At 62.0% G+C, this 11,997-nt stretch carries 14 protein-coding genes; 7 read left to right on the plus strand and 7 right to left on the minus strand.

The features are described 5' to 3' along the window. Positions 1 to 323 precede the first annotated feature (323 nt). Positions 324 to 605: a tlde1 domain-containing protein gene (locus AB3X96_RS07600; protein ID WP_368589210.1), complete on the minus strand. Its 282-nt coding sequence runs from the start codon at positions 603 to 605 to the stop codon at positions 324 to 326. A gap of 256 nt (positions 606 to 861) precedes the next feature. Between AB3X96_RS07600 and coxB the strand changes: the two genes are divergently transcribed. From coxB to AB3X96_RS07625, 5 genes are read left to right on the plus strand one after another with little or no spacing between them, the layout of a single operon-like run. Beyond that, entirely contained in the window at positions 862 to 1,884 is a 1,023-nt protein-coding gene (gene coxB / locus AB3X96_RS07605) for a cytochrome c oxidase subunit II (protein WP_368589484.1), read from the plus strand. A 28-nt stretch (positions 1,885 to 1,912) separates the two neighbouring features. Beyond that, complete coding sequence (gene ctaD, locus AB3X96_RS07610) at positions 1,913 to 3,910, plus strand: cytochrome c oxidase subunit I (RefSeq protein WP_368589211.1); 1,998 nt, start codon at positions 1,913 to 1,915, stop codon at positions 3,908 to 3,910. Between the two features lies 1 nt (position 3,911). Continuing rightward, positions 3,912 to 4,553 carry a heme-copper oxidase subunit III gene (locus AB3X96_RS07615; protein ID WP_368589212.1) on the plus strand — a complete coding sequence of 214 codons (642 nt, stop codon included), beginning with the start codon at positions 3,912 to 3,914 and terminating at the stop codon, positions 4,551 to 4,553. Beyond that, positions 4,550 to 4,966, plus strand: a complete 417-nt coding sequence (locus AB3X96_RS07620; RefSeq protein WP_176107573.1) for a hypothetical protein — start codon at positions 4,550 to 4,552, stop codon at positions 4,964 to 4,966. Before AB3X96_RS07615 ends, AB3X96_RS07620 begins: the two co-directional genes overlap by 4 nt. Next, positions 4,966 to 6,324, plus strand: coding sequence for a cytochrome c (locus AB3X96_RS07625; RefSeq protein WP_368589213.1), 1,359 nt, complete (start codon positions 4,966 to 4,968; stop codon positions 6,322 to 6,324). The genes AB3X96_RS07620 and AB3X96_RS07625 overlap by 1 nt, the downstream gene beginning before the upstream one ends. 16 nt (positions 6,325 to 6,340) lie before the next feature. On the opposite strand, the gene AB3X96_RS07630 is transcribed toward AB3X96_RS07625, so the two are convergent. Together AB3X96_RS07630 and AB3X96_RS07635 are read right to left on the minus strand one after the other, a co-directional pair. Further along, the gene (locus AB3X96_RS07630; protein ID WP_368589214.1) at positions 6,341 to 6,817 is read right to left on the minus strand and encodes a Fis family transcriptional regulator; all 477 of its coding nucleotides are present in this window, start codon (positions 6,815 to 6,817) and stop codon (positions 6,341 to 6,343) included. Positions 6,818 to 6,925: 108 nt separating this feature from the next. Beyond that, entirely contained in the window at positions 6,926 to 7,666 is a 741-nt protein-coding gene (locus tag AB3X96_RS07635) for a 3-ketoacyl-ACP reductase (protein WP_368589215.1), read from the minus strand. 377 nt (positions 7,667 to 8,043) lie between these two features. Here AB3X96_RS07635 and AB3X96_RS07640 point away from each other — a divergent pair, with 377 nt between their 5' ends. Then, positions 8,044 to 9,735, plus strand: a complete 1,692-nt coding sequence (locus AB3X96_RS07640) for a Na/Pi cotransporter family protein (RefSeq protein WP_368589216.1) — start codon at positions 8,044 to 8,046, stop codon at positions 9,733 to 9,735. 273 nt (positions 9,736 to 10,008) lie between these two features. Beyond that, positions 10,009 to 10,281 carry a hypothetical protein gene (locus tag AB3X96_RS07645; RefSeq protein WP_013091148.1) on the plus strand — a complete coding sequence of 91 codons (273 nt, stop codon included), beginning with the start codon at positions 10,009 to 10,011 and terminating at the stop codon, positions 10,279 to 10,281. Here AB3X96_RS07645 and AB3X96_RS07650 read toward each other — a convergent pair. From AB3X96_RS07650 to AB3X96_RS07665, 4 genes are all read right to left on the minus strand, one after another. Then, positions 10,265 to 10,513 (minus strand): hypothetical protein, encoded by a 249-nt coding sequence (locus AB3X96_RS07650; RefSeq protein ID WP_368589217.1) that lies wholly within the window; start codon positions 10,511 to 10,513, stop codon positions 10,265 to 10,267. The two genes, AB3X96_RS07645 and AB3X96_RS07650, sit on opposite strands and share 17 nt — an antisense overlap. Further along, positions 10,507 to 10,908, minus strand: a complete 402-nt coding sequence (locus tag AB3X96_RS07655; RefSeq protein WP_368589218.1) for a DUF3597 domain-containing protein — start codon at positions 10,906 to 10,908, stop codon at positions 10,507 to 10,509. Before AB3X96_RS07655 ends, AB3X96_RS07650 begins: the two co-directional genes overlap by 7 nt. Before the next feature lie 253 nt (positions 10,909 to 11,161). Then, positions 11,162 to 11,311 (minus strand): hypothetical protein, encoded by a 150-nt coding sequence (locus AB3X96_RS07660; protein ID WP_368589219.1) that lies wholly within the window; start codon positions 11,309 to 11,311, stop codon positions 11,162 to 11,164. 19 nt (positions 11,312 to 11,330) lie between these two features. After that, positions 11,331 to 11,648, minus strand: coding sequence for a porin (locus AB3X96_RS07665; RefSeq protein WP_368589220.1), 318 nt, complete (start codon positions 11,646 to 11,648; stop codon positions 11,331 to 11,333). Between the last annotated feature and the right edge of the window lie 349 nt (positions 11,649 to 11,997).

Here is an 11,997-nt window from a genome sequence, read left to right on the forward strand (position 1 = left end):
TCGGGTGCAACTTTTGATGCGGAGTTAGCGATTATTTCCACCGCGAGATGGCTAGTCGTCAAGCTTTCGCTGACCGCGCTTCTTGCTTCGCCACACAAGCAGAACTGCTGCGGCGAAACCTAGCACGATTGCGGCCGACGACATGAGGAAAGCGAGGTCGGATTCCTGATATGCCGTCTTGACCCCGTACATACGGACCGCCAATTTCCAGATCGGATTCGAAAAGTTCAAGGGCGCTTCTGGATTCATCATCCACCACAGCGCATTGGCAAAGATTGCGAGCAGTAAGGCGAAACCGACCGCGAGGCAAATTAGGACTTTTTTCATCTCACAATCACTTCACCGTACGCTTTAAGTTCCGATCCAGGCACTGATACTTTCGGCGTGTTCGTAAATATCGAACGAATATGATGCCAGTCTGCGAGTCGATCGATAGTTATGCAGCCCTCGCTTCTCCCCAATCGGCCCTTCGGATGCAATCGGAACTGGCCACGAATGATACCTTCGCATAAGACTTTATCGTCGTCGATATTAGCGTCGATAGCGTAGAGCGCGAACCATTCGCTCTTGTTATTGCCATTCAGTTCGAATGTGCATTGAAACACCTGTCCTCCAGATTGTCCGATAACAGTGAACTCGTAAATAATTGAGTTATGCGGAGCGGCATTCTAAAGGCGATTTTTTTTGAGAAGGAAACTATTAAACTAAATTATTCACGGCAACAGCTCGGCGCACGCGGCCTGATTTTTGCTGACCTGCTTGGGCGTCGCCTTGTTCGCAGGGGGCGACGCGTGTTGAAAGCTCATCACCAGCGGGGTCCCAGTGGCAGCAGCGCAAGCATCCGGAACGTCAGGACGGCGCATCAGGCGGGGCAGCGTCACGTCGTTAGCGGCGCTGGCTAGCGCGTCCGCAAACTCCGCGCACGCCAACCCGCTAGCACCGCTGAACTACTTCCTGCACGCAGCGGGCCCGGCGGCCCGTCCGACGCTTTACCTCGGCTGGGTTTTCACCGCGATCGTGACGCTGGTCACGCTGATCGTCGCCGGTCTGTTGATCGGCGCGATGGTCCGCAAGCGTCCCGCGGCGCAACCGGATGCGCTGAGCGCCGAGCCCGGCGGCATCCGCTGGGTGTTCATCGGTACCGCGGTGTCGTCGGTCGTGCTGCTGGCGATGCTGGTCTATGCCCTGCTCACGCTCGAATCGGTGGCGTCGCCCGCGTCGTATCCGCAATTGACGATCACCGTGACCGCTTACGACTGGTGGTGGAAGGCCGATTACAGCGACGATCCGAACCCGGCCCGCAACTTCAGTACCGCGAACGAGATTCACATCCCGGTCGGTGAACCCGTGAAGATCCAGCTCAGAAGCGCGGACGTCGTGCACGCGTTCTGGGTACCGCAACTGGCGGGCAAGACGCAGACGATTCCGGGGCAAACCAACGAGCAGTGGATTCAGGCGGACCGTCCCGGCAGTTATCGTGGGCAGTGCTCGCAGTTCTGCGGCGCGCAGCACGCGCATATGGCGTTCGAAGTGATCGCGCAGGACGCCGGCGCCTTCAACGCGTGGCGCGACGCGCAGGGACGCGCGGCCAGCGTGCCCACCGGCGATGCGGCGGTCGCGGCCGGCCAGCATCTGTTCGAAGAGCGCTGCGCGGGCTGCCACACGATTCGCGGCACCAAGGCCACCGGCGTGCAGGCCCCCGATCTGACGCATCTCGGCTCGCGCCGGATGATCGCGGCGGGCGCGCTCAGCAACACGCCCGACCATCTGCTCGACTGGATCGAGCACGCGCAGCGAATCAAACCCGATGGATTGATGCCCAGTATCGCGCTGACCACCAGCGAGGCCGCCGCGATGTCGGCGTATCTGGCGACGCTGCATTGAAGCGCACCGCACGCGAGGAGCCCGTTCAATGTCCGATCATCCCGCTTCCGCTTCACTGCCCGCACTGACCCGCACGCCGCAGCGCGGCCGCGTCGAGCCCGGCAGCGAGCAGGAAAAGCGGCTGCGCGAAATCTGGGAGTCGCGGCCCGGCTGGCGGGGCTGGTTCTCGACGGTCGATCACAAGACCATCGGCCTGCGCTACCTGGTGACCGCATTCGTCTTCCTGCTGATGGGCGGCGTCGAAGCGCTGATCATGCGCGTTCAACTGGCGCGTCCCAACGCAACGGTGCTCACGCCCGAACAGTACAACCAGCTGTTCACGATGCACGGACTGACGATGATCTTTCTGTACGCGCTGCCCGTTCTGTCCGGCTTTTCGAACTATATCTGGCCGCTCGTGCTCGGCGCGCGCGACATGGCCTTTCCGCGCCTGAACGCGCTGTCGTATTGGGTGTTCCTGTTCGCCGGCATCTTCCTGTATGCGAGTTTTCCGACCGGCCAGGCCCCCGACGCGGGCTGGTTCAACTACGTGCCGCTGTCCGGGCTCGAATACAGCAACGGCCCGAACATCGACGTGTATGCGCTCGGCATGGTCCTGCTCGGTATTTCGACGACGGTCGGCTCGATGAACTTCGTCGTCACGCTGCTGAGGATGCGCGCGCCGGGCATGTCGCTCGATCGCGTGCCGGTGCTCGTGTGGGGCACGCTGACCGCGTCGGGCGGCAATCTGTTGGCGGTGCCTTCGGTGAGCCTCGCGTTTCTGATGCTGTGGATGGACCGCCGCATCGGCACGCATTTTTTCGACGTGCTCAATAGCGGGCGTCCGTTGCTATGGCAGCACCTGTTCTGGATCTTCGCGCACCCGTGGGTCTATGTGGTCGTGCTGCCGGCGATGGGCATCGTGTCGGATGCGCTACCGGTCTTTTGCCGCCGGCCGCTGGTCGGCTATGGGCCGGTCGCGTTGGCGACGGTCGCGACGATGGTGCTCGGCTTTGCCGTGTGGATCCACCATATGTTCGCGACCGGCATTCCCGCGCTCGCGCTGTCGTTCTTCGGCTCGGCCAGCATGGTCATCGCGGTGCCGAGCGCGGTCGCGACGTTCGCGTGGGTCGCGACGATCTGGACCGGCCGCCCCGTGTATCGCGTGCCGTTCCTGTTTTTCGCGGGCTTCGTGCTGCTGTTCGTGATCGGCGGTGTCTCCGGCGTGATGACGGCCGCGGTGCCGTTCGACTGGCAACTCACCGACACCTACTTCGTCGTCGCGCATCTGCACTACGTGCTGCTCGGCATCAACGTGTTTCCGGTGATCGGCGGCATCTACTTCTGGTTTCCGAAGTTCACCGGCAGGATGACGAACGAGCGTCTCGGCAAGCTCGCGTTCTGGGTGCTGTTCATCGGCTTCAACGTCGCGTTCTTTCCGATGCATATCGCGGGACTGCTCGGCATGCCGCGCCGCATGTACACGTATCCCGCCGACATGGGCTGGAATACGGTGAACCTCGTCACGTCGCTCGGTTCGTTCCTGTTTGCGGCCGGCGTGCTGCTGTTTCTGATCGATATCGCGGTGAGCCTGAAGCGCGGCAAGCTCGCCGGCAACAATCCGTGGGATGCGCCGACGCTCGAATGGTCGGTCAGCTCGCCGCCGCCGCCGTACAACTTCGCGGTGGTGCCGACGCTCGCGAGCCGGCATCCATTGTGGGAAGGACGCGTCGAAGAGCCGGGGGAGGCGGTTCAAGCGCGCTCGCAACTCGACGAAGGTTATCTGCTCGCGCAAGGTCGCGAAGCGTTGGGCACGACCGCACTGGAGGCGAGTCCCGACGTGATTCTGAAGATGCCCGAAGATTCATACGCGCCGTTCTGGCTCGCGGTCTTCGCCGCGCTACTGTTCGCGGGGCTCGCGTTGACCGCGTGGGTTTTCGTCGGCGCGATGCTGGCCGGTTGCGCGGTGTCGATCATCACGTGGCTGTGGCCCGAGCGCGCGCTGATCCAGCGCGAGCCTGTCGCGGTCGAGGACGCGGGAGGCTGACATGAGCGATGCACTGAATTTCAATCGCGCGTCGAGCGAACCGGACCAGACCGCGCGAGCATTGCCGGTTGGCAGCGCGGGCGAGCGGTCGAGCGGCTGGTGGGGCTGCTTCACGCTGATCGCGACCGAAGGCGCGCTGTTCGGCTATCTGATCTTCTCGTATCTGTATCTGGCGTCGCAGAGCCAGCAGCATTGGCCGCCCGAGGGACTGCCGAAGCTCGGGCTCGGCAGCGCGAATACGGTCATTCTGCTGTCGAGCAGCGTGTTCGTCTGGTTCTGCGAGCGCTGCGTGCGTCGGCGGCGGTTGCGGCTGGGGGTCGCGTCGATGGCGGTAGGCATCGTGCTGGGCTGCATCTTCATGGGCATTCAGTTGCGCGAATGGCATAACCACCCCTATGGCCTGACCTCGCACCTGTATGGCTCGCTGTACTTCACGATTACCGGCTTTCACATGGCGCACGTGCTGGTCGGGATCGTCGTGCTGACGCTGCTGGCGATCTGGACCGCGCTCGGCTATTTCGATGACAAGCGCTGCGCGGCGCTGTCGATCGGCGGGCTGTATTGGCACTTCGTCGATGTCGTGTGGCTGTTCATTTTCAGCACGCTGTATCTGACGCCGTATCTGTTCCGGGAGTGGTCATGACGACGGTGCCCCGAGACTCGCACATCTCGATGCGCTACGTGCTGATCGGTCTGCTCGCGGCACCGTTCGCGTGGCTGTTGCAGATGATGCTCGCGGAAACGCTCGCCGCGCAGGCCTGCTATCCGCACAACCATCCGCTCGGCGCGCCGCTCGTGTCGTGGATGCGTCCGGCGATCGTCGCGCTCGGCACGGTGTGTCTGGTCGCGGGCGCGTTCGGCACGTGGGTCGCATGGCGCAATCTGCGCCGCGTCGCGCCGCTGAAACTCGGTGGGCTGAACGGCGAGCGTCGCACGCGCGCCGAACTCGACTGGTTTCTGACGCACGTCGCGGTGATGACCAGCATGCTATTTCTGTTCGCATTGATCGCAACGGATGTCGCGGTCGCGATCGTGTCGCCGTGCAGGTGGTGGTGATGAAGCGCGACGTTCTCGACACAGTTAGACACGGCATCGTGGCCGCATGCGCGCTGACGATAGCAGCGGCGGCACACGCCGCCAGCGCGGCCGACGCGACGGCAAACGCCGCCAGCCCCTCGACCGACGCCGCGCAGATCGCCCGCGGCGCATATCTCGCCAAAGCCGCCGATTGCGCCGGTTGCCACACCGCCGCGCCGCGCGTCCCGCATCCGGGCGCGGCGCCTGAAGCTACGCCGCCGTTTGCCGGCGGGCTCGGCATGGGATCGCCGTTCGGCACGATCTATACGTCGAACATCACGCCGGACCCGCAATACGGCATCGGCCGTTATAGCTATGACGACTTCGCGCGCGCGTTGCGCGAGGGCATCGCGCCCGGGGGCAAGCGGCTTTATCCGGCGATGCCGTACCCGTCGTTCGCGAAGATCACCGACGACGACATGCACGCGCTCTACGCCTACTTCATGCACGGCGTGCAACCGGTCGCGGTGCCGGCCCCGCAAACGCGCTTGCCGTTTCCATTCAATCAGCGCTGGGTGTTGATGTTCTGGGACTGGGTGTTCGCACCGAAAGGCCAGTTCAAGGCCGATGCGAAACATGACGCGCAGTGGAATCGCGGTGCGTATCTGGTGCAATCGCTTGGCCATTGCGGCGCCTGCCACACGCCGCGCGGACCCGCCTACGAAGAGCGCGGCTATGACGAGTCGGCATCGGCCTATCTGACGGGTGGCACCAACGACCACTGGTTTGCGCCGAACCTGAGCGCCGACCCAGGCTCGGGGCTCGGCCGAAGTTCCGCGGCCGACATCGTCGACTTCCTGCGCCACGGTCACGGCGGCGGACTCATCACGTTCGGCAGCATGGTGCAGGTCGTCGAAGACAGCACGCAGTACCTGAACGACCACGATCTCGCGGCGATCGCCGCGTATCTGAAGAGCCTGCCGTCGCACGCGCCGAGCGGCAATTTCAACGCACGCTCCAGCGCCGCGCAGCAAACCGTGCAGGCGCTGAAAACCGGCGATGTGGAAAGACCCGGCGCGGGCATCTATGCGTCGTATTGCGCGCGCTGTCATCAGATGGACGGGGCCGGGGTGCCGCATAAGTACCCGCGCCTCGCGGGCAACCCCGCGGTGCTGTCGGCATCGAGCGCGTCACTAGTGCGGTTGCTGGTCGAGGGCGGCGGCAGTCCGCATACCGAGTCGGGACCGGAGCCGCACAAGATGCCGTCTTTCGCCGGCAAGCTCACGGACACGGAAATGGCCCGTGTGCTCACCTTTGTTCGAACCACATGGGGAAATGCGGCCGGACCGGTCACGCGAAACGATGTATCTAATGTGCGCGGCGCATTGCACAAGTAAATGCCAACACGCGTCGTTACGCGGTGTTCTCGTCGCCGTCGACGTCGCAGTGGTCATTGGCGGCGCTGAACAGGGTCTTCAGTTTCGCGTTGACTGCGATCAACTCCCCGACTGGCGTTACCGCGAGTTGCTGATCGAAGAGCGTGAGGACCTGACCGAGCAGCGCGTAGGCGTCGTGATCGACCACGCAGATGCCGGTTTCGAGTCCCGCCTGGCGGCAGCGCAGAATCACGCGCTCCGCGTCGCGAAACAGCTCGGGTACGGCCGAACCATAGCCGCGCTGATTCAGCAGCATCGCCATGTAAATGGCCTGCGCCATGCTGCCGACGTGATAGTGATTGGCGACGCCGCTGCGTAATGCTTCGAGCGTCATGTGATAGTCGAGCGAGATTTCGCCTGCTTTGGCAGGCACGATCGGGCGCAGCATCGCCTTCGGGCGGGTGCGCGGCGACTTCGCGGGTGCGGCGCGAGTACGGCTCGCTTTTCTGGTCATATGCTCACTGAGGCGGCCGGCTTGCGCCGGGCCGCTAAACCATCACGGAACCTGACAACGTCGATAACGGAACACGGCTGCGCCGCATCACACGCGGCGCCGTTCCCGTTAGCCCATATGCAGACCGCCGTTCAGCGAGAAATCCGCTCCGGTCGCAAAGCCCGCTTGATCCGACGCGATCCACGCGACGATCGACGCAATCTCTTCCGGCGTACCGAGACGCCGTACCGGAATCGTCGCGACGATTTTTTCCAGCACTTCCGGACGGATGGCCTTGACCATGTCGGTGCCGATATAGCCGGGCGACACGGTGTTGACCGTCACGTTCTTGGTGGCCACTTCCTGCGCGAGCGCCATCGTGAAGCCGTGAATGCCGGCCTTGGCGGTGGAGTAGTTGGTCTGCCCGAATTGGCCTTTCTGGCCGTTGACGGACGAGATGTTGATGATGCGCCCAAAGCCCCGGTCGACCATGCTCTCGATGACCTGTTTGGTCACGTTGAACAGGCTCGTGAGATTGGTGTCGATCACCGCTTGCCAGTCTTCGTAGGTCATCTTGCGGAACATGCCGTCGCGCGTGATGCCCGCGTTGTTGACGAGCACGTCGACTTCGCCCACTTCCGTCCTGACCTTCTCGAACGCTTTCGCGGTGGACTCCCAATCCGCGACGTTGCCTTCCGAGGCGATGAAGTTAAAGCCGAGCGCTTTCTGATCTTCCAGCCATCGGGCTTTGCGCGCCGAGTTCGGTCCGCAGCCCGCAATGACGGTGTAGTTCTCTTTGTGCAAGCGCTGGCAGATGGCGGTTCCGATACCACCCATGCCGCCGGTTACGTATGCAACACGATTTGCCATAAGTCCTCCTTCTCGTTTGGGGTGAGTTGAGCAAGTTTGATTGGAGGATGGACCTATTATTGGCAGCGGCAAACGGCCGGGACGATGGGCATTTTCACCTACGGGTTAACTGCCAAATCGGATGCCGGAATCGTTGTTTGACGAGGCAATGAATTATCTTGATTGACGGTTGAATGCTTTGCGAACTCCGCGGTCCCGATGCCGCCGGCCGCTTTCCCGTCCTTGCCTGCGCGCCGTCTTCCTCATACCCTTAGCGTTAGCCTTAAGTAGCTGCCCCGGACACAGCGCGGCAGACCGCCGGCACGGTCGTCGATCCGGGGAGCGAAGCCGTCCCTTGCTCCCGCATCTATTCGTGTGATCATCAGAGGCACATCAGGATGACTGATTATCTTGCTGACATCGATCCCGACAAGTTGAACATCCTTGGGATCTTCGGGCTGTTGATCGGCGGCCTCGCGCTGTTTCTTCTCGGGCTGGAGTTCTTGACCGGCGGGCTTAAGGCGATCGCGGGATCGAAACTGCAGTCGCTGATCGGCGTGCTGACCGCGAACCGGTTTCGCGGCGTGTTGGCGGGTGCCATCGTGACCGCGCTGCTGAACTCGTCGACCATCACGACGGTGCTGATGGTCGGCTTCGTGTCCGCCGGCCTGATGACACTTGCCCAGTCGGTGCCGATGATCATGGGCGCGAACATCGGCTCGACCATCACCGCGCAGATCATCGCCTTCGACGTTTCGCGCCTGACGCCCTACATGCTCTCGATCGGCTTCGTGCTGCACGCGTTTGCTCCGCGCGAGCTGCTGCGGCAGATCGGCGGCGTCGTGATGGGGCTGGGGCTGCTGTTCATGGGCATCCAGCTGATGGGCGAGTCCACGCATCCGTTGCGCACGTACCAGCCGTTCATCGACGCGATGCAGGACATGCGCAATCCGCTCGTCGGGGTCATCGTGGGGGCGGTCTTCACCGCGATCGTGCAAAGCTCGGCGGCGACGCTCGCGGTCGTTATTGCGCTGAGCGGGCAGGGGCTGATGCCGCTCGAGGCCGCCATCACGCTGATTCTCGGCGCGAATGTCGGCACCTGCGGCACGGCCTTGCTCGCTTCGATCGGCAAGCCGCCGGAGGCGGTGCAGGTGGGCGTCGTGCATCTGGTGTTCAATGTGCTCGGCGTCGTAATCGCGCTCTTCCTGATTCCTCAGATGGCGGAATTCGTGCGCTGGATATCGCCGTCGCATCCGGACCTGCAGGGCCTCGAGCGCCTCGCGGCCGAGGCGCCGCGCCAGGTAGCCAATGTGCATACTTTGTTCAGCGTCGCAAATACGCTGCTGCTGATCTGGTTCACCGGTCCCATCGCGCGGTTCGCGCAACTGGTCGTGCCGCAGCGTGCGAAGCCCGCCAAACCCGCGGGCGATCCGCAGTATCTCGACGAGTCGGTATTGACGGTGCCGGCGCTTGGATTGCAGCGCGTGCGCATCGAGCTGACCCGGCTCGGCATGCAGGTGCTCGAAGTCGTGCAACGCGGCTCCCAGATGGTGTCGACGGGCACGATGGAAGAGATCAATCAGATGCTCGATAAGGACAAGGAGAGCGATCGGCTCTCGTTCGAGATTCTTCAATATATCGGTCGCCTGTCGAAGGGGGAGCACTCGGAGGAGGAAGGTCAGCAGATGGTCGGCTATACGCAGGTCACGAGCCACCTCGAAAGCATCAGCGGCATTGTCGGCACGACGTTGCTCAGCGTCGCGCAGCAGCGAATGACGCAGCAGCTCGACCTGTTGCGCCTGCGCGATGCGGCGACCACGCAGTTTTCCGAGGCGGTGATCCGCAATCTCGAGCAGGCGATCCGCACGATCGAGGCGCCCGATCCGGAGGAAGTCGCGAAGGTCATCGACGCGAAAGCCGGCATCGAGAAACTCGCCGCGACCGCGCGTCAGGTCGTGCTCGCGAAGCTTCAGTTGGCCGACAAGGCGGACGTCGTCACGTTCCGGCTGGCGATGGATCTGATCGAGCAGGGCCGGCAGATCGCGCAGTTTGCGCGGGCCATTGCGAAAAACGTGGCGGCGCTTCAATAGATTCAATGGCGGTCGATATATTCGTGCGGAACTGATCGCCAGCACACGTAGGTCCGGGTTGCATGACGGTTAAACTTGTGGCGTGTCATCCTCGTGACACGCTTTCAAAGAGAGTGGGATTGCCCGCCTTTGCTGTGCGGGCTTTTTTCTTGTCGCGCGGGTTGTGGTATCAGTAGTGAAGCTTGCAACGCCTGTAACGATTTAACACACGCCGCGTCCATTATTTGATAGCCTTTGTCGCAGCAGAGCATTGAACTCAAGGAGGGATTCACCATGATAAGGTGGCTTGCTAACTGGGCTTCACAACATGCTCCTACTCCCGAGAAACAGGCCGAACGCGCGCTGAACAACTTGCGCATGGAACTGTTTCAGGCCGAACAGCTGGTGCTCGACGCACAGCTGCGTGCCGATTACTATCGGGCTCGCTTGACCTTCCTCGAGGAAGTCACGAGAAAGGGAATCGAACAGGTATCGGACGAACGCAAGGCTCCTCTGGAGCCTCCCCAGCCACTCCGGCCGGGACTCAAGCTCACCGCGGCACAATAGCCGCGTATATTCCCATCGCAATCTGTTCGGTCAGCCGCGTTTGAATACGTGGGCTGACGGCAATCGTGCTGTCCAGGGCGCGTGCAATGCGCGTTTTGCCAGCCGATTGTGCGAGCATTGATTGCCGCGCCGAGAAGGTTCGAGTTGCCCGGTTCAGTGCTTCGACCGGGCAACTTCGTTTGAGCGATTGATTTTTACTGCGGGTAAACGCCTGCTTTGTCGTGCTTAGCATGCCAGATCGGGCGGCAGCTTGCCGCCGTTCGCAGCGAGCGCCTGCATCACCTGCTTGTGCAGCCAGATGTTCATGCTCGCTGAGTCGTTCATATCCCCGCTGTACTTCAATTCCTGCGCAAGCTGCTTGCGGTGTTCGAGACTGCTGTCGACGCCGAGCGCCTTCATCGTGTCGACAATCGACGTACGCCAGTTCAACGTCTGTCCGCTTTCGCTGACGAGTTGATCCATCACGGCGGCCACGTCGACGTCGGTCAGCGGTGCGGGTGCGGCGGGCGCGTTGGGCGTCGCGGCTTGCGCGGCGGCCGGGTCGGGGGTGGCTTCCGTCGCGGGAGGAGGTTGGTCCGGCTTCGCTTTGCCGAACAGCTTGTGCACGATGTCACCAAAAATACTCATTTCCGAAATCTCCGCGGTTGAATGACGAATGCGAGTGGGGCGCTCGCGGGACATGCCCCCGATATGCTACGCGTCTAGCACGCTGAAAAACGTAATATTTTGTCAGCCGGTCGTCATTCGGCGTGCTCACGGTCGAACTGCCATACCGCTGGGAAGCCCATCGATTTGCACATTCCGGAGAACGGGTACATGGTGTCTTCCACCTGCGTGGTGCCGCGCTGCGCCTCGATCTGGTCGTAGACATCTTGCAGTGCTATCGCGCCGCGAGAAAGCCCGATGCCGGATAAATCGCAATCGAAAAACCGAGCTTCTGCAATTCAGCGGGCATCAGTTGCGGCGTGCGGCCGCCTTCGACGATGTTCACGAGCAGCGGCGTATCGAACGTGCGTGCGATCGTCTCCAACTCGTCGATCGTTCCGGTATCAGAAGTGCGTATGCAAGCCGACTCGTGCGATAGCCTGGGTCTGGCCGCTCGATGCGCCGTCCGCGCTGTTCATGCCGTTGATCTGCGCGAAGCCGCCCGAGCTTGCGCGCTGGTACAGGCCCGTCACGTAGACGCTCGTGCGCTTCGACAGCGAGTAGTCGACAATCGCCGCGACCTGGTGCGCGTGATTATTGTCGACGACCGAATTGCCCTTCATGTACATATACGACGCGCCGGTGGCGAGTGCCGGCGTGAACCGGTACAGCACGCCGACCGAGGCTTCATAGACCGAGCCGCCATTCGCCGAGTTGTGCACCCGTGAGAATGGCGAGCGCGATCTGCGTCTTCTTCATTGATTTGATCTCCTTTCTATATTTCGTCATGCCAAGCGAAGTCGTATGGCTATGGCGGTATTGGCGGGCTGTCAGACATCGCGGGGTTTACGCGAACTCGCGAGGCGGCGCTCTGACTATTTCATTTCCGACTATGTGTGGTAGTTCATTGCAATAAAAGCTTTGCGTTTGCATCGCGGCAACAAGATGTTTTGCTTGCCGTAAAGCAGACGAATGGAAGGTGTAAGAGGCTGAAATGTCACGACAAACGCATCAATAAACAAAACAGAAAGCTTTTCGCGTAGATTCGCAACGCGATTGGAAATAGCGTTT

Source organism: Paraburkholderia sp. BR13439 (assembly GCF_040948805.1).
GTDB lineage: Bacteria > Pseudomonadota > Gammaproteobacteria > Burkholderiales > Burkholderiaceae > Paraburkholderia > Paraburkholderia youngii.

Coding starts and splice junctions, on each gene's coding strand:
- AB3X96_RS07650 (WP_368589217.1), bottom strand. CDS start 10,513: ATGCTAAGCACGACAAAGCAGGCGTTTACCCGCAGTAAAAATCAATCG.
- ctaD (WP_368589211.1), top strand. CDS start 1,913: ATGTCCGATCATCCCGCTTCCGCTTCACTGCCCGCACTGACCCGCACG.
- AB3X96_RS07615 (WP_368589212.1), top strand. CDS start 3,912: ATGAGCGATGCACTGAATTTCAATCGCGCGTCGAGCGAACCGGACCAG.
- AB3X96_RS07645 (WP_013091148.1), top strand. CDS start 10,009: ATGATAAGGTGGCTTGCTAACTGGGCTTCACAACATGCTCCTACTCCC.
- AB3X96_RS07640 (WP_368589216.1), top strand. CDS start 8,044: ATGACTGATTATCTTGCTGACATCGATCCCGACAAGTTGAACATCCTT.
- AB3X96_RS07625 (WP_368589213.1), top strand. CDS start 4,966: ATGAAGCGCGACGTTCTCGACACAGTTAGACACGGCATCGTGGCCGCA.
- AB3X96_RS07655 (WP_368589218.1), bottom strand. CDS start 10,908: ATGAGTATTTTTGGTGACATCGTGCACAAGCTGTTCGGCAAAGCGAAG.
- AB3X96_RS07630 (WP_368589214.1), bottom strand. CDS start 6,817: ATGACCAGAAAAGCGAGCCGTACTCGCGCCGCACCCGCGAAGTCGCCG.
- AB3X96_RS07620 (WP_176107573.1), top strand. CDS start 4,550: ATGACGACGGTGCCCCGAGACTCGCACATCTCGATGCGCTACGTGCTG.
- AB3X96_RS07635 (WP_368589215.1), bottom strand. CDS start 7,666: ATGGCAAATCGTGTTGCATACGTAACCGGCGGCATGGGTGGTATCGGA.